Here is a 19,788-nt window from a genome sequence, read left to right on the forward strand (position 1 = left end):
CGTCTCGGGTCAGCGGGTGGGAGCTACTGGCCTCCCTCGACGGTGACCGAGTCGAACTCCTCGGCGGTCAGCGGGCTGGGCTCGACGCCCTCGACCCCGGGACCGACGACGAGCGCCGGCGGCGAGTGGCTGATCGGCAGGCCCGGGAGGTAGTCCTCCATGATCTGCTGGTTGACCTTCTCGAACGCCGCGGCGCGCTCGTCCTCGTCGACGATGGCGTCGGCGGACTTGAGGTCGTCGGCGAGCTGCTTGCCCCACGGCATGCCCTTGGTGCCGAAGTCGTTCTCCTTGAGGTTGCCGAAGAACGTGCCGATGAAGTTGAACGGCGAGTCGTAGTCGCCGGTCCAACCGAGGATGTAGGCGTCGTAGCGACCGGCCGTCACGTTGTCGAGGTAGCCACCGTTCCAGGAAGCGGTCTTGACGTTGACCTTGACGCCGACGGCCTCGAGGTCGGTGCGCAGCGCCTCGTAGATCTTCTCCGGGTCCGGCATGTAGGGACGGCTGACCTCGGTCGGGTAGGCGAAGGTGAGCTCCATGCCCTCCGCCCCGGCCTCCGACAGCAGCCGCTTGGCCTCCTCGGGGTCGTAGGCGTAGGGCTCGAGGTCGGTGTTGTAGCCGCTCACGGTGTCGGGCATGAACTGCGTGGCGACGGTGGCGCCCTCGGGAAGCTGGGTCTGGACCAGCTGGTCACGGTTGAGGGCGTGGTAGAGCGCCTGGCGGACCTTCGGGTCCTTCAGCTCGGGGTTGTTCCCGTCGAGGTTGAACCCGAGGTAGAGGATGTTGAAGGCGTCGCGGATCTCGACGTCGTTGCCGTCGGACTCCAACCCGGCCCAGTCGACCGGGTTGGGGAGGTCGTAGCCGTTGATGCTGCCGGCCTCGAGCTCCTGGCGCCGGGTGCTCTCGTCGGGGATGACCCGGAACACGAGCTCGCTCACGCCGGCCTTGTCGCCGTAGTAGTCGTCGTTGCGCTTCAGGGTGATCGTGCCGTTGGCCTCGTCGTAGTCACCGAAGGTGAACGGCCCGGTGCCGACCGGGTTGTCGGCGTAGTCGGGGAAGCTGAAGCCCTCGCCCTCGGCGGCGATGCCGTTGGCGTCGCCCTCCTCCATGGCTGTGGGCGACTGCATCGACAGCGACGCGAGCGACAGCATCGTCGGGAAGCCCGAGGTCGGGCCGCTGATCGAGATGACCGCCTGGTAGTCGTCGGCCGCCTCGCAGCCCTGGTAGAGGGAGTTCGCAGCGTCGCTCTTGAACGACCCCATCACGTAGCCCCAGTACTCACCGGCGGTCTGGCCGGCCTCGTTCTGGTCGAACATCCGCTCGAAGTTCGCGCACACGGCCTCCGCGTTGAAGTCCGTGCCGTCCTGGAACTTCACGTCGTCGCGCAGGTTGAACGTCCATTCCGTGCCGTCGTCGTTGGGCTCCCAGTCGGTGGCGAGCTCCGGAACGATCTCCGCGGTGCCGGGCTTGATGCCGACCAGACCCTCGAAGATCTGCCGCGTGACCCGGAAGGTCTCGCCGTCCGTGGCGTAGAAGGGGTCGAACATCTCCGGGGCTCCGGCCGCGCCGAAGACGAAGGTGCCGTCGTCGCCGTTGCCACCCCCGCTCTCGTCGTCGCGCTGGCTCTCCGCGCAACCCGCGAGGGCTGCTCCTGCAAGGATCGCTGCAGTGAACGTCGCCATGGTGCGTCTGGGGGACATCCGAGGTCCTTCCGTCCGGTATACGTACTGGGGATGGCCAGTCACCCTAGACCGGTGGACGTGAGCCGGGCCACACCGGGAACATCACGGTCCTGTCACGGGTGGTGGCACCTCGCCACCACGACGTCGGACGGGGTGCGGACTACGCGCGGGCGAGCGCGGCGAGCGCGGAGGCGTCCAGGCCGACCAGGGTCTCGGCGAACACGCGCCCTTCTCCCTCGAGGATCGGCACGTGGTGGGGCACGCAGAGCACGGTGCAGCCGGCGGCGACGGCGGACTTGGCACCGGTGTTGGAGTCCTCGATCGCGACGCAGGCGGCCGGGTCGAGGCCGAGCTCGGCCGCTGCGGTGAGGTAGGGCTCGGGGTGTGGCTTGCCGAACTCGACCCGGTCGCCGGTCACGACGGTGGCGAAGGTGCCGCCGGGCAGCCGAGCGAGGATGGGCTCGACGAAGCGTTGCCACGACATGGTCACGAGCGCACAGGGGATGCCGTGCTCGTGGAGGTCCGTCAGCAGCTCGAGCGCACCGGGACGCCACGGCACGTCGACCTCGACCCGCGCCACGACGCCGTCGAGCAGCTCGTCGACGATCTGCTGCGGGGTCCGGTCGATGCCCATGTGCACGCGGATGTAGTCGCCCGAGTCGAGCAGCGCGTTGCCCACGAGGTTCATCGCGTGCTCCTGGGACCAGGTGCCGCCGTACTTCTCGGCCATCGCGTACTCGGTGTCGATCCAGTAGGGCTCGGTGTCCACGAGCGTGCCGTCCATGTCCCAGAGCACCGCGGCCGGGGTGCGATCGACGACTCCCGGCTCGTTCACGCGGGCGAGCCTACAGAGAGCCTCTGTGGAAGCGCGATGCACGCCTGGGGCCTACCCGGTTACCTCGACGAGACGGACGCTTCCAGCACCGTCGGGCTCCACCGCGAACACGGAGCGGTCCTCGATCGCCGTGGGGTCTTCGAACAGGGACGCGAAGCGCTCGACGAAGGCAGGCTCCGTGTGGTGGATCAGCAGGTAGTCCATGTCCATGAGCGCGTTCGCCCACTGGTCGACCGTGAGGTCCTGGGTCCACACGTCCGCCTCGTCCTTCAGCGGACCCACCGACCATCCGGTGGTGTGGGAGTCGACGAGCTCGTAGCTGAGCACGTGGTAGCCAAACCCGGTCGTGTGCTCGTCCAGGATCCAGACGGAGTCACCCGCCGCTATGCCGGCGTCGCGCGCCGCCGCTGCGGTGGCACTGTAGGGAGCGCGGACAGCCGCCGCGCTTCCCACGTGCTGGCGGGTGAGGACCACCGCGACGTTCGCGATGTTGCCCACGGACAGGAGCACCGCCAGGACGACCACAGTGTGGACCCGCGAGACCTCGAAGCCCGGAGCCGCGGCGTTCGTCGTCCTCGACCCGAGGGAGGCGAGGGCCACGGCGACGCAGACGAACACTACGGCGAGCCAGTAGCCCCCAAGGTATCGCGCGAAGGACGCGAGATTGGTGGCCTCGTACTCGGTGAAGGCCGTCATGTACGTGAGCCACATCGCCACTACGTAGACCAACGAGCCCGCCAGCAACGTTGTGGTCGCGAGAAGGTTGGTGCCCTTCTCGACAGGTCGAGCTGAGCTGATCTGCACCCGCACGTGGTCCGTCAGCACGAGCAGCAGCAACGCGAGCGCGAACCAACCCCAGAAGGCGAGCGGGACTGGAATGCTGGTGAGCGGTTGGTCCTGGAGCGCGGTGATGAACGACGTCGTGGTGTCGCGACGGTAGGAACTACCGTTCTGCGCGAGGTCTGCCAGGGCCCCACCCACGGAGGTGCCGCCCTCCCAGGTGCTACGCGTCTCGGTCAGGTCGAGGATCACCCGCCAGATCACCGTGGGCACGAGGACGCACGCAAGGCCGGCTGCGCCGTGCCCGAGACTTGAAGGGACGCGCCAGGTCCGACCACGCCCGAGGCGGACAAGTAGCCGCTGCCCGAGCCCAACCCTGATCGTGAGCACGACGACCACGATCAACGCGAACAGCACCCCTGTGTCCTTCAGCAGCGCCAGCACGGCCAGGGCTGGACCCAGGTGTCGCCAGATCGAACCGACATCGCGGCTTCCCAGCAGCACGATCGCGAGGCAGTAGCCGAACGTCATGGCCAGGACAGGATCGATGAGGACGGCGTCGAGGGTGAAGAAGCTCGTCATCAGCAGGGTCGCCGTGACGGTCAGGAACAAGAGTCGCGCCGGCTGGCGCCACCGGAACTGCGAGGCGAACGGGAGGAGGAGCGCCAACGCCATCGCGTGGTGAGCGATGAACACGTGGCTCTCGACGAAGCTCGGCTGCATCCGCGTGAGGAAGTACTCCCATATCGGGAGGGCCGGTGGGTACGACGCGAAGAGCAGGTCGGCACTCGCGTACGGCGGCAGCGCGTCGCTGCTGACCATGGCTGAGACCACCCGTCCCCAGTGGGAGAACTCGTCCCAGCTGGAGAACATGAGCCCGCGACTGGCCAGACCGAAGACCGACAGCATCAGCAGATAGACGACCGTGGCGGGCGCGAACACCCAAGAGATGACGTTTCGCAGTCCGCCGGCACGCCACCGTGCGACCACGCCGTACGCCGCGCCCACGACCGAGAGCACAACGGTCAGCACAAGGCCGACGAAGAGCAGGTCGACGGCACCGAACGCGAACAGAACGAGGACGACTACGAAGATCGCGGTTGGAGCCGCGACGGGCACCGGGCAACGGAGCAGCGCGGACATCGCCAGAGCGGCGACTAGTACGGCCAGGAGCATGAGGAGCATCGGGCGGGCCTATCGTCGACGCATAGACACGGCGGGGCGGGCAGCGGTGGCCGCGGGCGGCGTCTTGGCGAACACCCACCTCTGCTGGGCGGCGTAGCTCGCGCAGAACAGGACGACGTCACACACGATCTTGGCCCACATGTCGTGACCGCCGGAGAGAACCGACAGCACGGCCGTTCCCGCGCTCGAGGCGATCATGATGACGACCGCCAGCAGGTAGTAGCGGCGAGCCGCCGGGACGGCGGCGGACGGGTCGTGGAAGACGACAGTCCGGTTCAGCACGAAGTTGACCACCGAGCTGAGGACCCTCGCCAGGGCTACGGCGACGGCGACGTGCGCCGTGGTGCGACCGGGACCGAAGACGAAGTCGATTAGGACGTAGTAGGCGGCCAGGTCGATGATGGCCGACGCCGCGGAGACCCCGATGAAAACCAGGAACTGGCGCAGGATCAGGAAGTAGATCCACAGCGAGTCACGGATCGGACGGAAGTGGCTGATGCTGTTGTCCGTGTCGTGGTAGATCGTCCGGATCGGCACCTCGACCACCTGGTGGCGGATCGTGATGAGCCAGATGAGCTGGTTCATCTCGTAGTCGAACTTCTCCCCCTTGATGTCGACCGCTCGCGCGGCCACGCCAAGTGGAAGACCGCGGAGCCCCGTCTGGGTGTCCGACACCCTGCGACCGAACAGGGCCTTGATGACCGAGGTCGTCATGGTGTTCCCCATCCGGCTCCGGGGAGGGACGTCGGCGGCGTCGAAGGTGCGTGAGCCCAATACGACTGCCGGAGTCCCGGCACCTGCGAGCCGGTCCAGTTCCGCTGCCACTCGCTCGATGTCGTCCACTGCATGCTGGCCGTCTGAATCGGCCGTGATGACGCCGGAGAGATGCGGAAGCTGGTCGACGCAGTGCCGCAGCCCGGTCTTCAGGGCGCGACCCTTGCCCTTGTTCTCCGGGTGCGTCAGGACGATGCAGCCGAGGCTCTCGGCCTGCGCGAAGATCGGGCGGTACTCCTCGCCCGATCCGTCGTCGATGACGACCACCGCACCGGGTGACTTCCGCACGAGCTCCTCGAGAAACGGCAAGAAGTGCTTGCGGACCGGGTGGAGCGACGGCACGACGACGGCGTACGACGACAGGTAGTTCACGGCCAAGCCCCCGAGGGACGACTCATCCCTTTTGCTTCAGGTCTGTAATGGAAGGCCCGACACTATCGTGGGAGTCGGCCGTTGCAGCGATCGACGCGGGCGGGTGTGTCAGTCCTCGGGGTCGTAGCCGAGGTTCGGCGAGAGCCAGCGCTCGGCCTCGGCCAGGGTCCAGCCCTTGCGCTCGGCGTAGTCGGCGACCTGGTCGCGGGTCAGCCGGCCGACGACGAAGTACTGCGACTGCGGGTGGGAGTAGTAGAAGCCGCTCACCGAGGCGCCCGGCCACATCGCCATCGACTCGGTGAGCTCGATGCCGGTGTGCTCCCGGACGTCGAGCAGGTCCCACAGAGTGCTCTTCTCGGTGTGCTCGGGGCACGCCGGGTAGCCCGGCGCGGGCCGGATGCCGTCGTACTGCTCCTTGATGAGCCCGACGTTGTCGAGCTGCTCGTCGGGCGCGTAGCCCCACAGCTCCTTGCGGACGAGCTCGTGGAGGTGCTCGGCGAAGGCCTCGGCGAGCCGGTCGCCCAGCGACTCCAGCAGGATCGCGTTGTAGTCGTCGAGCTCGGCCCGGAAGGCCGCGACCCGCTCGTGGAGGCCGTCGCCGGCCGTGACCGCGAACCCGCCGACGTGGTCGCGCAGCCCGGTCTCCTTCGGCGCGACGAAGTCGGCCAGGGAGCGGTTGGGTACGCCGTCGCGGTGCTGGCCCTGCTGACGCAGGTGGCGCAGCGTGGCGTGGACCTGGCTGCGGTCGTCGTCGAGGTAGAGCTCGACGTCGTCACCGACCGACGCGGCGGGGAAGAAGCCCACCACGCCGTGGGCGCGGATCCACTTCTCCTCGATCACCCGGTCGAGCATGGCCTGGGCGTCGTCGTAGAGCTTGCGGGCGGCAGGCCCGGAGCTCGGGTTGTTGAGGATGTCGGGGAACGAGCCCTTCATCTCCCAGGCGTTGAAGAACGGCTGCCAGTCGATGTAGCCCCGCAGGACCGACAGGTCGTGGTCGCGGAGCACCCGGACGTGCCGGCCGGCCGGGGTGCCGACGTCCGTGCCGGGGTCATTGAGCAGGAGCCGCGGGGCCGGCGGCTGGTAGTCGGTCCAGTCGACCGGGGTGGCGTTGGCCCGAGCCTGCTCCAGCGTCGTCATCGGCCGGTCGTTCTTCGCGGCGTGACGGGTGCGCAGGGAGTCGAAGTCGGCCTGGACGTCGGCCATCAGCTTCGCGCGGCCGGTCTCGTGGAGCAGCGCGGCGGCGGTGGGCACCGACCGGGACGCGTCCTTGACCCAGACCACGGGACCGTCGTACTTCGGGTCGACCTTCACCGCCGTGTGGGCCCGGGAGGTCGTGGCCCCGCCGACCAGCAGCGGGATCGTCAGGCCCTGGCGCTGCATCTCGGTGGCGAAGTTGACCATCTCGTCGAGCGAGGGCGTGATGAGACCGGACAGGCCGATGATGTCCGCGCCCACCTCGGTGGCGGTGTCGAGGATCTTCTGGGCCGGCACCATGACGCCGAGGTCGATGACCTCGTAGTTGTTGCACTGGAGCACCACGCCGACGATGTTCTTGCCGATGTCGTGGACGTCGCCCTTGACGGTCGCCATCACGATCGTGCCGTTGGTGTCCTTGGCCGTGGCCAGTGCCGGGTTGTCGAGCTTCTCCTGCTCGATGTAGGGGATGAGGTAGGCGACCGCCTTCTTCATCACCCGGGCGCTCTTGACGACCTGCGGGAGGAACATCTTGCCGGCGCCGAACAGGTCGCCGACGACGTTCATCCCGTCCATCAGCGGGCCCTCGATGACCTCGATCGGACGACCGCCCGCCTCGGCGATCTCGGCTCGCAGGGCCTCGGTGTCGGACTCGACGTGCGCGTCGATGCCCTTCACCAGTGCGTGGGTGATCCGCTCGCGGAGCGGGAGGGCGCGCCACTCGTCCTCGGTCTGCTCCACGGCGTCGGCGGCGACGTTGTAGCGCTCGGCGATCTCGAGCAGCCGCTCGGCGGCGTCGGGACGCCGGTTGAGCACGACGTCCTCGACGCGCTCGCGCAGCTCGGCGTCCACCTCGTCGTACACCGTCAGCGCACCGGCGTTGACGATGCCCATGTCGAGACCGGCCCGGATCGCGTGGAAGAGGAAGACGGCGTGGATCGCCTCACGGACCGGGTTGTTGCCGCGGAAGGAGAAGGAGACGTTCGAGATGCCGCCGCTGACCTTCGCGCCGGGCAGGTTCTGCTTGATCCAGCGGGTGGCTTCGATGAAGTCCTCGCCGTAGGTGGCGTGCTCCTCGATGCCGGTGGCCACGGCGAAGACGTTGGGGTCGAAGATGATGTCCTCGGGCGGGAAGTCCACCTCGTCGACCAGGATCCGGTAGGCCCGCTCGCAGATCGCCTTGCGGCGCTCGAGGTTGTCGGCCTGGCCGTCCTCGTCGAACGCCATCACCACGACCGCCGCGCCGTACTTGCGGCACAGCCGCGCGTGGGCGCGGAACGCCTCCTCCCCCTCCTTCATCGAGATGGAGTTGACGATCGCCTTGCCCTGGACGCACTTGAGGCCGGCCTCGATGACCTCCCACTTCGAGGAGTCGACCATCACCGGCACGCGGCTGATGTCGGGCTCGGCGGCGATGAGCTTGAGGAAGCGGTCCATCGCGGCGACGCCGTCGATCATGCCCTCGTCCATGTTGACGTCGATGACCTGCGCCCCGGCCTCGACCTGCTGCGCGGCGACGGCCAGAGCGGCGTCGTAGTCGCCGTCCTTGATCAGCTTGCGGAAGCGGGCGGAGCCGGTGATGTTGGTGCGCTCGCCGACGTTGACGAAGAGGCTCTCCGGGGTGATGGTCAGCGGCTCGAGGCCCGACAGGCGCATCACCGGCTCATGGGCGACCGGGTCACGTCGGTCCTGGCCCGCCACCGCACCGGCGATGGCAGCGATGTGGTCGGGAGTGGTGCCGCAGCAGCCACCGACCAGGTTGAGGAAGCCGGCCTCGGCGAACTCGGCGAGGACCGCCGCGGTCTGGTCGGGGGTCTCGTCGTACTCGCCGAACGCGTTGGGCAGCCCCGCGTTGGGGTAGACGCTGACGAACGAGTCGGCGAGGCGCGAGAGCTCGGCGACGTAGGGGCGCATGTCGCGTGCCCCGAGGGCGCAGTTGAGGCCGACGGCCAGGGGGCGCGCGTGACGCACCGAGTCCCAGAACGCCTCGGTGACCTGGCCCGAGAGCGTACGACCGGACGCGTCGGTGATCGTGCCGGAGATGATCACCGGCCAGCGGCGCCCCTGCTCCTCGAAGAGCGTCTCCACCGCGAAGATCGCGGCCTTGGCGTTGAGCGTGTCGAAGATCGTCTCGATCATCAGCAGGTCCGAGCCGCCGTCGACGAGGCCGCGAGCGGCGACGAGGTAGGCGTCGGCCAGCTGGTCGAAGGAGACGTTGCGGGCACCGGGGTCGTTGACGTCGGGCGAGATGGAGGCGGTGCGGGTCGTGGGGCCCAGCGCGCCGGCGACCCAGCGGGGTCGACCGTCGGAGGCGACGGCGTCGGCGGCCGCACGGGCCAGTCGGGCCGACTCGTAGTTGAGCTCGTAGGCCAGCTCCTCCAGGCCGTAGTCGGCCAGCGACACGGCGTTGGCGTTGAACGTGTTCGTCTCGATCACGTCCGCCCCGGCGCGGAGGTACTCCTCGTGGATGGTCCGGATGATCTGCGGCTGCGTGATCGTCAGCAGGTCGTTGTTGCCGACCAGGTCGCTCGGGTGGTCGGCGAACCGCTCCCCGCGGTAGCCCGCCTCGTCGGGTCGGTCCCGCTGGATCGCGGTGCCCATCGCGCCGTCCAGCACCATGATCCGCTCGCTGAGGATCGACGTCAGGGCGTCGGTGGCGTCCGGTCGGTGCTGCGGCTGCACGGGTGTGCCCTCCTGTTGTCGGTGCCGACGTACGAGTCAGCCTAGGAAGGCCGTCCGGTGCGTGGACTGGGTTCCCACATCGTGGCACCCGGTCGAGCGGCGGCGAAATCATCACGATGCCGTCTCGTCGACCCCGACCCGACGTGGCGCTGGGTGGATCGCCCTAGGCTGGGCAGGTGATCGAGTTCGACGACGTGCAGGACCTCGTGTCCCCTGTGGTGATCGCAGCATTCGAGGGCTGGAACGACGCTGCGGATGCCGCGTCCGGCCTCGTCGACCACCTCATCGAGCAGTGGAACGCCGAGGTGATCGGCGCGGTGGACCCCGAGGAGTTCTACGACTTCCAGGTGAACCGGCCGATCATCTCCACCGACGTGAACGGGCATCGTCGCCTGACGTGGCCGACCACCCGGATCGCCGTCGCCCGGCCCGCCGGCCTGGACCGCGACATCATCCTGGTGCGCGGGATCGAGCCCAACATGAAGTGGCGCCAGTTCTGCGCCGAGCTGCTCGCGGCCTGCGACGACCTCGGCGCCGAGCTCGTCGTCACCCTGGGTGCGCTCCTGGCCGACAGCCCGCACACGCGCCCGATCCCGGTGACCGGCACCGCCTCCGAGCCCGAGCTGGTCGACCGCCTCGACCTGGAGCAGTCGACGTACGAGGGGCCCACCGGCATCGTCGGGGTATTCAACGACGCCTGCCTCCAGCTCGACATCCCCGCGGTGTCCTACTGGGCCGCGGTCCCCCACTACGTCGCGCAGCCGCCCTGCCCGAAGGCCACGCTCGCGCTCCTCGGGCACCTCGAGGAGCTGTTGGAGACGCCGATGCCGCTCGGCGACCTTCCCGAGGACGCCAAGGCGTGGGAGCGCGGTGTCGACGAGCTCGCCGCCGAGGACGAGGACGTCGCCGACTACGTTCGCGCGCTCGAGGAGTCCCGCGACACCGCCGACCTCCCGGAGGCCTCGGGAGAGGCGATCGCGCGCGAGTTCGAGCGCTACCTCAAGCGCCGCGACACCGACTGACGCACCTCCGAGCGGTGGTCCAGCCACATTCCTGAGCGCTCGGATGTGGCTCACCCACCGCCCACGGGCGCGGCGTACACCGACACGCAGGCGAGCGGTGACCAAGCGACCTTCGCGAGCGCTGACATGTAGGTGGACCACCTCCCGCGCGGCCGAGCGGTGAGTGGGACATGTTTTTTGGCCCGCGAAGGTGTCTCACGGACCGCTCGGAGCAGGCGCCTGGTCAGGCCGGTGAGTGGGACATGTTTTGCGCCCGAGAACCTGTCTCACGCACCGCCCACGGGCGCGGCGTAGGTCAGAGGGACAGGCCGAGAGCCGCGTCGAGGAGGCGGTGGACGGTCGTCGCGGCGTCGCGGTCGGAGGTGTCGGCCAGTCCGGTGGTGCCGAGGGTCGCGTCGACCCACGCCTGCACGGCATCGACGGCGGTCGGGGCATCGAGGTCGTCGGCGAGGGCGGCGAGCACGGCGGACACGACCGGCGCGGCGTCGGCTCCGGAGCCGAGGGCCAGGGCACGACGCCAGTCGGCGAGCGTGTCGACGGCGTTCCACAGCTGGTCGTCGGTCCACTCCCAGTCGCTGCGGTAGTGGTGCCGCAGCAGCACCAGCCGGATCGCCATCGGGTCGACCTCGCTCAGCCGGAGCGCGGAGACGAAGACCAGGTTGCCCTTGGACTTCGACATCTTCTCGCCGTCGTAGGCGACCATCCCGGCGTGGGCGTAGGTGCGGGCGAAGCTGTGGCCCGGGTGGGCGACCTGACCGTGGCCCGCGGACATCTCGTGGTGCGGGAAGACCAGGTCGCTGCCGCCGCCCTGCACGTCGAACCCCGTGCCGAGGTGGTCGAGCGCGATGGCGGTGCACTCGATGTGCCACCCGGGCCGGCCCGGGCCGAAGGGGCTCTCCCACGCGGGCTCGCCCGGACGCTCGGCGCGCCACAGCAGGCAGTCGAGCGGGTCCTTCTTGCCCTCGCGGTCGGGATCGCCGCCGCGGTCGGGGAAGATCTCGAGCATCGTCTCGCGGTCGAAGCCGGACACCGACCCGAAGGCGTCGTCGGCGGTGACGGAGAAGTAGAGATCGTCCTCGACCTTGTAGACCGCGCCCGCCTCGTCGAGTCGCTGGATCAGCTCGATGACCTGCGGGATCGACTCCACCGCGCCGATGTAGTGGGCCGGCGGGAGCACCCGCAGCGCCTCCATGTCGTCGCGGAAGAGCTGCGTCTCGCGCTCGGCCAGCTCCACCCAGTCGACCTTGACCTTCGTGGCCCGCTCGAGGAGCGGGTCGTCGACGTCGGTGACGTTCTGGACATAGGTGACCTCGTGGCCGGCGTTGCGCCACGCCCGGTTGAGCAGGTCGAAGGCGACGTAGGTCGCCGCGTGGCCCATGTGGGTCGCGTCATAGGGGGTGATGCCGCAGACGTACATCCGGGCCGGGCCCTCGGGCGTGGTCTCGACGAGGTTCCCGCTGGCAGTGTCGTGGACCCGCACGGCGGGGCCGGTGACGGGCAGAGGGGGAACGTCGGGGGACGACCAGGCGCGCATGACCGCAGCCTATCGGCCGGGTGTCACGTGCCTGCTCAGAAGGGCGGCCAGGGGATCACGGGGTAGCGGGAGGAGGCGGGCTCCGGGAAGGTCCCGCGACCCAGGAGGCGGGCGAGCCGCTTCGCCGTCGTGGCGACCTCGTCCTCGGACAGCATCTCCACGAGCCTCGCACCGAGCTCGCCGTCGAGCGCGGCACCCAGCCGACCCAGGCCGGCCGCCTCGTCCTCGGTGACGGGCTCCCCCACGAATCCCCAGAGCACGGTGCGCAGCTTGTGCTCCAGGTTGAAGGTCAGGCCGTGGTCGACACCGTGGCGGTGGCCGTCGGCCATCGGGAGCACGTGCCCGCCCTTGCGATCGGCGTTGTTGACCACCACGTCGAACAGCGCCATCCGGCGCAGGGCGTCGGAGTCCTCGTGGACCAGCGACACCGGCTGGTCGTGCGCGTCGAGACCGTCGAAGACGTGGCGGAAGCCGGCGGGCACCTGTCCCTCCGCGACGATGTCCACCGGCGACTGGTCGTCGACCTCGTCGCGCCACAGCTGCACCATCCCCGGTCCGTGAGGTCCGTCACCGAGCACCGTGGGCGGGACGACGTCCCAGCCCAGCGCCTGGGAGACGGCGTACGCCGACACCTCCCGCGCGGCGAGCGTGCCGTCGGGGAAGTCCCACAGCGGCTTCTCCCCCGCGATCGGCTTGTAGACCACGCGCACACCGGCGATCTCGCCGACGAAGGTCGCGTTGGAGGCGGGCAGCACCCGGCCGTGGAGCGTGAGCTCGCCGGTGGGGAAGCCGTCGGGCATGCCGCCCGGCAGGGACGACTCAGGGATCACGGCGCCGGAAGCCGTTGGCACGGACGCAGAGGTGTCCGTCGGGGTCGACCGGCTCGCCGCAGAAGGGGCAGTCGGGACGTCCGGCGCCGATCACGTTGCGCGACCGCTCGACGAAGGACCGCGCCGAGGCGGCGGTGATGCGGACGAGGAAGATCTCCTCGGGCTCCGGCTCGAGCAGGTCCTCGAGGTCCTCCTGGAGCTGCTCGGGCGAGACCACGGCGGCCTCGGTGAACGGGAAGACCTCGATCACGACACGCTCGTCGGCGCCGTCCCAGGACAGCGTCATGGTGCCGGCGCGGAACTCCTCCTCGATCGGCTGCTCGAGCGGCTGGCCGTCGGTGAGGTCGCGCGGCGCGATCGCCGGGATCAGCAGCTCGTCGCCCGCCGCGCGCATCAGCTCGTCGAGGAGCTCGTCGATCCGCTCGGCCAGGGCCTCGACCTGCTGCTTCTCGAGGGAGACGCTGACCAGGCGGGCACCCTCGCGGGCCTGGAGGAAGAACGTGCGCTGGCCGGGCTCGCCAACGGTGCCGGCGACGAAGCGCTCAGGTGGGTCGAATCGGTGCACGACAGGCATGTCACTCACCCTAGGACGTCGCCGTCTGGGCCCCGGGGCCCGCTCCCCCACCGACGGCGGCGTCGGAGGAGGCACGCGTCGATCGGCGCCGCGACTTCCTCGGCGGCGTCAGCCAGGCCAGGTCGCCGGCGTGGGTGTTCGTGCCGATCACGAACGGGCGGCTCTCGGTGTAGCGGATGATCGACACCGACGCCGGGTCGACATGGATGCGCTGGAAGAGGTCGAGGTGGGTGCCGAGGGCGTCGGCCAGGATCGACTTGATGAGGTCACCGTGGCTGACGGCGAGCCAGGCCGCGTCCTCCCCGTGCTCGGCGGCGATGCGGGCGTCGTGGCGGCGGACGGCGGCGACGGCGCGGTCCTGCATGGCTCTCATGGACTCCCCGCCGGGGAACGTCACGGCCGACGGTTGGGCCTGCACCGTCTTCCAGAGCTTCTCCTTGGCCAGGTCCTTGAGCGGTCGACCCTGCCACTCGCCGTAGTCGCACTCCGACAGCTGCTTGTCGGCGCTCGCCCGGAGCCGCTCGGCCTGGCGGGAGGTGATCTCCTTCGACGTCTCCCGGCAGCGCTCCAGCGGGCTCGTGACCGCCGCCGCGAGGCGTACGCCGGCGAGCCGCTCGCCGACCGCGACGGCCTGCTTCACCCCGGCCTCGTCGAGGTGGACGCCCGGGGTCCGCCCGGCCAGCACACCCGCGGTGTTCGCCGTCGAACGGCCGTGTCTGACAAGGATGAGAGTGGGCACGTCACGACCCTAGTCGCCCCCCACTAGGCCGGAGTGGGACTAGCCTCGGCCTGTGATCGTCGACAACGCGCTCTACCACCAGGGCAGGCGGGTCCCGGTCGGCGACGGGGACGACCAGAGCCTGGGGCACGCGCGCGTGCCGTGCGACCCGGGCGACTTCCAGTGGATCGGCATCCACGACCCGAGCCCCGACGAGCTCGACCTGATCGCCGCCACCTTCGACCTGCACCCGCTCGCCGTCGAGGACGCCGGTGACTCCCACCAGCGGCCGAAGCTCGAGCGCTACGGCGACACGCTCTTCCTGGTGCTGAAGACGCTCTGGTACGTCGACGAGGACGACGCGGTCGAGACCGGTGAGATCAACATGTTCATCGGCCGCGACTTCGTGGTGACGGTGCGCCACGGCGAGGGCATCGACCTGGCCGCCTCCCGCCGCGACCTCGAGCAGCGCGCTCAGGTGCTCGAGCACGGACCGATGGCGGTGATGTACGCCATCTGCGACCGGGTCGTCGACGAGTACGAGAAGGTCGGCGACGCCCTGGAGGTGGACGTCGACGAGGTCGAGGAGTCGGTCTTCTCCCCCGCTCGCACCGACGACTCGACCCGGATCTACGTCCTCAAGCGCGAGATCGCCGAGGTGCGGCGCGCCGTGCTGCCGCTGCGTGAGCCGATGCGCAAGTTCGCGATGCCGGGCGAGCACGTGCCCGCCGAGACCGCGACGTACTTCCGCGACGTCGCCGACCACCTCCAGCGGGTCTCGGAGGTCATCGACAACCTCGACCAGCTGCTGTCCACGGCCTTCGACGCCCACCTCGCTCGCATCTCGGTGCAGCAGAACGAGGACATGCGCAAGATCTCCGCCGGCGCGGCCCTCGTGGTGGTGCCGACCCTCATCGCCGGCGTCTACGGCATGAACTTCGACCGGATGCCCGAGCTGCACTGGACCTACGGCTACCCCTATGCCCTGCTCCTGATGGTGGCGGCGTCCGCGGTGCTGCTGTGGTTCTTCAAGAAGTCCGGGTGGTTGTGAGCCGCACGCCTCCGAGCGCGTGGCGCGTGGTCTGGTGGTTCGGCTTCGTCAGCCTGGCCGCCGACATGGTCTACGAGGGAGCCCGCTCGGTCTACGGGCCCGTCCTGGCCGCGCTGGGCGCCTCCGCACTCGTCGTCGGGCTGGTGACGGGGGCGGGCGAGGCCGTCGCCCTGGTGCTGCGGCTGGCCTTCGGACCTCTCGCCGACCGCTCCGGCCGCTACTGGTCACTCACGATCCTGGGCTACGGCCTCACCGCCGTGTGCGTGCCGCTCCTGGCCCTCGCGCCGCGCCTCGGCACGGCCGGCCTCGGCTTCGCCGCCACCATGATCCTGCTGGAGCGCCTGGGCAAGGCGGTCCGGTCGCCGTCGAAGTCCGCCCTGCTCGCCCACGTCGCCACCGCAGTCGGCAGAGGTCGCGGGTTCGGCGTGCACAAGGCGCTCGACCAGGTCGGCGCCCTCACCGGTCCGCTGGTCGTGTCCGCGGCGGTCGCCGCCGCGTCGCTGTGGGTGGGCCTGGCGATCCTCGCGGTCCCGGGAGCGGTCGCCATGCTCCTCCTGCTGGTGCTGCGCAGACGGGTGCCCGACCCCGCCGTCTACGACGCCACCTCGCCGCGGCCCGCGAGAGCACCTGTCCACGAGCGGCGCGGGTGGTGGGCCGAGGCGGTCGGAGCCGGCCTGTCGGGCGACTTCTTCCGCTACGCCCTCGCGGCGTCGCTGACCACGGGAGCCCTGGTGACGTTCGGCATCATCGGCTACCACCTCACGGTCGAGGACCTGCTGCCCGTCGCGGCGGTTCCGGTCCTGTACGCCGCCGCGATGGCGGTCGAGGCGGTCGCCGCGCTCGTCGTCGGCTCGGTCTACGACCGGACCGGCCCGACGGTCCTCCTCGTGGTGCCCGTGCTCGTCGCGCTCGTGCCGGCCCTCGCACTGGGCCCGGCGCTCGCCGCCGTGGTCGCAGGAGTGGCCGCGTGGGGCGTGGCCCAGGGCGTGCAGGACTCCACGATCAAGGCCGTGGTCGCCGACCTGGTGGAGGCGCCACGCCGGGCCACGGCGTACGGCGTCTTCGCGGGCATCCAGGGACTGCTCGCCGTGGTCGGTGGTGTCGGAGCCGGTTGGCTCTACGAGCGGTCCCTGGTCGCGCTGGTCATCACCGTCGCCCTCACCCAGGTGGTGGCGCTGCTCCTGCTGGTGGACACGTTCAGGCGTGCAGGACGCCTGCGCCGAGGAGGGCGAGCGTCCCGGCGCCCAGCAGGATCCGGTAGATGACGAACGGCGTGTAGGACCTGGTGCTGACGTAGCGCAGCAGCCACGCGATGGCGGCGTAGCCGACCACGAAGGACACGACCGTGGCGGTGATCGTCGGTCCCCAGCCGAAGTCGTTGTGGCCGTTCGGGATCTCCTTGAGCTCGAAGAGCCCCGCACCGACGACCGCCGGGATCGCGAGCAGGAAGGCGAACCGCGTCGCGGCCTCGCGCTCGAACCCGAGGAACCGGCCCATCGAGATGGTCGCGCCGGAGCGGGACACCCCGGGGATCAGCGCGAGCGCCTGCGCCCCGCCCATCAGCAGCGCGTCCTTGAGGGTGATCTTGCCGAGCGTGCGGTCGGTGCGTCCGACCCGGTCGGCGATGCCGAGCACCACGCCCATCACGATGAGGGTGCAGCCGACGATCCACAGGTTGCGGAAGTCACGCTCGATGACGTCCTTGAGCAGCACGCCCAGCACGACGATCGGCAGCGAGCCGACGATGATGTACCAGCCCATGCGCGCATCCAGCGTGCCGCGGTACTCAGGACGGAACACCGAGCGCACCCACGCGCTGCCGATGCGCCAGATGTCCTTGCGGAAGTAGATCAGCACGGCGAGCTCGGTGCCGATCTGGATGACCGCGGTGAACGCCGCGCCCGGGTCTCCCCAGCCGAAGAGCTCGGGATAGATGCGCAGGTGAGCACTGCTCGAGATCGGCAGGAACTCGGTCAGTCCCTGGATGACTCCGAGGACCACGGCTTTGAGGAGTTCGATCACGAGGCGTCAGCCTACGGGCGCGTCCCTGCGAAGAACCTGACGGGCGCGTCGCTACTCTCACCTGCATGCAGCAGCGTTCCCTCGGCGCCACCGGCCTCAAGGTCTCCCGGCTCGGTCTCGGCACGATGACCTGGGGCCGCGACACCGACGAGCACGAGGCGCGCGACCAGCTGGTCGCGTTCGCGGAGGCGGGCGGCACGCTGCTCGACACTGCGGCCGGCTACGGCGACGGCACGAGCGAGGAGCTGATCGGCTCGCTCCTCGGGGACGTGGTCCGGCGCGACGAGGTCGTCCTCGCCACCAAGGCCGGCATCTCGCGCCGCACGGGCGAGCGCGTCATCAACACCTCCCGCGGCCACCTGCTCACCACCCTCGACGCCTCCCTGAAGCGCCTGGGGGTCGACCACGTCGACCTGTGGCAGGTGCACGTGTGGAGCGACGAGGCGCCGGTCGAGGAGACGCTGCACGCGCTCGACGTCGCCGTGTCCTCGGGGCGCGCGTCCTACGTCGGCATCTCCAACTACACCGGGTGGCAGACCGCCCAGGCCGCGACCTGGCAGCGCGCGGTGCCAGGACGTACGCCGCTCGCCTCCACGCAGGTCGAGTACTCCCTCCTCAACCGCCAGGTCGAGCACGAGGTGGTGCCGGCCGCGCAGGCGCTCGGCCTCGGCGTGCTGCCGTGGTCGCCCCTGGGCCGGGGCGTGCTGACCGGGAAGTACCGCACCGGCACCCCGTCGGACTCACGCGGCGCCACCGAGCACTTCGGTCGCTTCGTCGGCGTCTACCTCGACGACCGCGCCCGCGGCATCGTGGAGGCGGTGGCGCGCGCCGCCGACGGCCTCGGCTGGTCCCCGCTGGAGGTGGCGCTCGTCTGGGTCCGCGACCGGCCGGGGGTCACCGCACCGGTCGTCGGGGCCCGCACCGCCGCCCAGCTCGACGGCGCGCTCGGTGTCGAGGAGCTGACCCTGCCCGCCGAGATCGTCGATGCGCTCGACGACGTGTCCGTCGACTGAGGAGGTCCCGTGGCCCGGATCCAGCGCCGCCCGCCCAGCCGTGGCATCGAGTGGGAGTTCGAGACGCTCGTGCTGCCGCGCGACCTCTCGCGCAACGTCGTCACCCGGATGCTCGTCGAGCGCGCCGAGCACGGCGGCTGGGAGCTCGACCGGCTGCGGATCGGCAACGACGGGAAGCGACGCGTCGTCCTGCGGCGCAAGATCATCCGGCAGCGCCTGACGCTCTTCGCCGGCTGACCCTCGGCTCCCGCCCGACCTCGAGTCTCTCGGAGACTCACGCCGCAGGACGGCACGTGGTCCCCGCTACCGAACGGTGCGGGTGTCCTGCGACCCCGATCTCATCCGTACCGTTCGGTAGGGCCAGACCTCGGGCGACTACCAGCCCGAGGTGCCCGGCGCTCCCTTGAAGGGCCCGGTCACGCGCGAGGTGATCCAGCCGCCGTAGAAGTTGCCCGGCTGGGGCTGGACGACCTCGTCGTCGACGGTGCACCGGTCGACTCGACCCGGGTAGAGCGCCACGTGGTCGAGCAGGGCCTCGAAGCCCTTCGTGGGCGTCGGGTAGGTCCACGCCACGGCGGGCACCACCTGGTCGCCGACGACCAGGTCGAAGTAGGTGGCCGGCCCCTTCCACTCGCACCACGAGCCGCCCTCTGCGGGGCGCAGCACGCCGGGGGCGAAGGCGTGGAGCGGAAGGTAGTAGGTCGGCGGGTGGCTGGTCTCGAGGACCCGCAGGCTCGCGGTGGTGTCGGCGACGACGACGCCGGCGTGGGTCACCACGACGTGCTCGTCACTGCGCTCCACGCGCGGCGGGCGCGGGTAGTCCCAGACGGACTCGGTCGGCCGCTCCGTCATGACGGTGCCACCGCCTCGGCCTTCGCCCTCAGCTCGCGCACCATCGCGTCGGGGTCGTCGGCGGAGTAGACCGCGGAGCCGGCGACGAACACGTCCGCGCCGGCCTCGGCGCACCTCTCGATCGTCTCCAGCGAGACGCCACCGTCGACCTGCAGCCACGTCTCGACGCCGTGCTTGCGCATCAGCTCCCGGGCGGTGCGGACCTTGGGCAGGCACAGGTCGAGGAACTTCTGCCCCCCGAAACCCGGCTCCACGGTCATGATGAGCACCATGTCGAGCTCGGGCAGCAGCGCCTCATAGGGCTCGATCGGCGTGGCCGGCTTCAGCGCCATCGACGCCCGCGCGCCCTGGGCACGGATCTCGCGGGCGAGCCGGACCGGGGCCTTGGCCGCCTCGGCGTGGAACGTGACCGACCCACAGCCGACCTCGGCGTACGCCGGTGCCCACCGGTCGGCGTCCTCGATCATCAGGTGCGCGTCGATCGGCTGCGCGGCGTGCCGCGCGAGCGCCTCGACGACCGGCAACCCGAGCGTCAGGTTCGGCACGAAGTGGTTGTCCATCACGTCGACGTGCACCCAGTCGGCGCTCGGGATGCGCGCCACCTCGTCGGCGAGGTGCGACAGGTCGGCGTTCAGGATGCTCGGCGTGATCTGGATTCCCACAGGCACGAT

The 19,788-nt window shown here is 70.1% G+C and carries 17 protein-coding genes; 5 read left to right on the plus strand and 12 right to left on the minus strand.

Annotated features, from left to right (window positions below; translation table 11 throughout):
• Window positions 1-23 precede the first annotated feature (23 nt).
• The 5 genes from IEZ25_RS07590 to metH all read right to left on the minus strand — a co-directional run bounded on the left by IEZ25_RS07590 (window position 24) and on the right by metH (window position 9,501).
• A complete protein-coding gene (locus IEZ25_RS07590; RefSeq protein WP_191198819.1) occupies window positions 24-1,697 on the minus strand; it encodes an ABC transporter substrate-binding protein in 1,674 nt (557 codons plus the stop codon).
• 142 nt (window positions 1,698-1,839) lie between these two features.
• Window positions 1,840-2,514, minus strand: coding sequence for an HAD family hydrolase (locus IEZ25_RS07595; RefSeq protein WP_318152099.1), 675 nt, complete (start codon window positions 2,512-2,514; stop codon window positions 1,840-1,842).
• Between the two features lie 51 nt (window positions 2,515-2,565).
• Window positions 2,566-4,479 carry a hypothetical protein gene (locus IEZ25_RS07600; protein WP_191198820.1) on the minus strand — a complete coding sequence of 638 codons (1,914 nt, stop codon included), beginning with the start codon at window positions 4,477-4,479 and terminating at the stop codon, window positions 2,566-2,568.
• 9 nt (window positions 4,480-4,488) lie between these two features.
• Window positions 4,489-5,625, minus strand: a complete 1,137-nt coding sequence (locus tag IEZ25_RS07605) for a GtrA family protein (protein ID WP_191198821.1) — start codon at window positions 5,623-5,625, stop codon at window positions 4,489-4,491.
• A 108-nt stretch (window positions 5,626-5,733) separates the two neighbouring features.
• Entirely contained in the window at window positions 5,734-9,501 is a 3,768-nt protein-coding gene (metH, locus tag IEZ25_RS07610; protein WP_318152100.1) for a methionine synthase, read from the minus strand.
• A gap of 176 nt (window positions 9,502-9,677) precedes the next feature.
• On the opposite strand from metH, the gene IEZ25_RS07615 reads away from it, so the two are divergent.
• The gene (locus IEZ25_RS07615) at window positions 9,678-10,523 is read left to right on the plus strand and encodes a PAC2 family protein (protein WP_191198822.1); all 846 of its coding nucleotides are present in this window, start codon (window positions 9,678-9,680) and stop codon (window positions 10,521-10,523) included.
• A 295-nt stretch (window positions 10,524-10,818) separates the two neighbouring features.
• Here the strand turns inward: IEZ25_RS07615 and mshC are convergent, their stop codons facing one another.
• Genes mshC through IEZ25_RS07635 form a run of 4 tightly spaced genes read right to left on the minus strand, consistent with a single transcriptional unit; the run spans window position 10,819 to window position 14,200 of the window.
• Entirely contained in the window at window positions 10,819-12,057 is a 1,239-nt protein-coding gene (gene mshC, locus IEZ25_RS07620; RefSeq protein WP_191198823.1) for a cysteine--1-D-myo-inosityl 2-amino-2-deoxy-alpha-D-glucopyranoside ligase, read from the minus strand.
• 35 nt (window positions 12,058-12,092) lie between these two features.
• Window positions 12,093-12,887, minus strand: coding sequence for an SCO1664 family protein (locus tag IEZ25_RS07625; protein ID WP_318152101.1), 795 nt, complete (start codon window positions 12,885-12,887; stop codon window positions 12,093-12,095).
• Window positions 12,877-13,461, minus strand: coding sequence for a DUF3090 family protein (locus tag IEZ25_RS07630; RefSeq protein WP_191198824.1), 585 nt, complete (start codon window positions 13,459-13,461; stop codon window positions 12,877-12,879). Before IEZ25_RS07630 ends, IEZ25_RS07625 begins: the two co-directional genes overlap by 11 nt.
• Before the next feature lie 10 nt (window positions 13,462-13,471).
• Window positions 13,472-14,200 carry a histidine phosphatase family protein gene (locus IEZ25_RS07635; protein WP_191198825.1) on the minus strand — a complete coding sequence of 243 codons (729 nt, stop codon included), beginning with the start codon at window positions 14,198-14,200 and terminating at the stop codon, window positions 13,472-13,474.
• Between the two features lie 52 nt (window positions 14,201-14,252).
• Between IEZ25_RS07635 and corA the strand changes: the two genes are divergently transcribed.
• Window positions 14,253-15,230 carry a magnesium/cobalt transporter CorA gene (gene corA / locus IEZ25_RS07640; RefSeq protein ID WP_191198826.1) on the plus strand — a complete coding sequence of 326 codons (978 nt, stop codon included), beginning with the start codon at window positions 14,253-14,255 and terminating at the stop codon, window positions 15,228-15,230.
• Window positions 15,227-16,495, plus strand: a complete 1,269-nt coding sequence (locus tag IEZ25_RS07645; RefSeq protein ID WP_318152102.1) for an MFS transporter — start codon at window positions 15,227-15,229, stop codon at window positions 16,493-16,495. Before corA ends, IEZ25_RS07645 begins: the two co-directional genes overlap by 4 nt.
• On the opposite strand, the gene IEZ25_RS07650 is transcribed toward IEZ25_RS07645, so the two are convergent.
• A complete protein-coding gene (locus IEZ25_RS07650) occupies window positions 16,428-17,252 on the minus strand; it encodes an undecaprenyl-diphosphate phosphatase (RefSeq protein ID WP_318152103.1) in 825 nt (274 codons plus the stop codon). The two genes, IEZ25_RS07645 and IEZ25_RS07650, sit on opposite strands and share 68 nt — an antisense overlap.
• Window positions 17,253-17,317: 65 nt before the next feature.
• Here IEZ25_RS07650 and IEZ25_RS07655 point away from each other — a divergent pair, with 65 nt between their 5' ends.
• Both IEZ25_RS07655 and IEZ25_RS07660 read left to right on the plus strand, forming a co-directional pair.
• Window positions 17,318-18,265, plus strand: a complete 948-nt coding sequence (locus IEZ25_RS07655; RefSeq protein WP_191198827.1) for an aldo/keto reductase — start codon at window positions 17,318-17,320, stop codon at window positions 18,263-18,265.
• A gap of 9 nt (window positions 18,266-18,274) precedes the next feature.
• Window positions 18,275-18,502, plus strand: coding sequence for a DUF5703 family protein (locus IEZ25_RS07660; RefSeq protein ID WP_397183393.1), 228 nt, complete (start codon window positions 18,275-18,277; stop codon window positions 18,500-18,502).
• A gap of 138 nt (window positions 18,503-18,640) precedes the next feature.
• Here IEZ25_RS07660 and IEZ25_RS07665 read toward each other — a convergent pair whose 3' ends face one another.
• Window positions 18,641-19,117 (minus strand): DUF427 domain-containing protein, encoded by a 477-nt coding sequence (locus IEZ25_RS07665; protein ID WP_191198828.1) that lies wholly within the window; start codon window positions 19,115-19,117, stop codon window positions 18,641-18,643.
• Window positions 19,114-19,779 carry a ribulose-phosphate 3-epimerase gene (gene rpe, locus IEZ25_RS07670; protein ID WP_191198829.1) on the minus strand — a complete coding sequence of 222 codons (666 nt, stop codon included), beginning with the start codon at window positions 19,777-19,779 and terminating at the stop codon, window positions 19,114-19,116. Before rpe ends, IEZ25_RS07665 begins: the two co-directional genes overlap by 4 nt.
• Window positions 19,780-19,788 lie beyond the last annotated feature (9 nt).

This window comes from Nocardioides hwasunensis (assembly GCF_014779665.1).
Taxonomy (GTDB): Bacteria; Actinomycetota; Actinomycetes; order Propionibacteriales; family Nocardioidaceae; genus Nocardioides; species Nocardioides hwasunensis.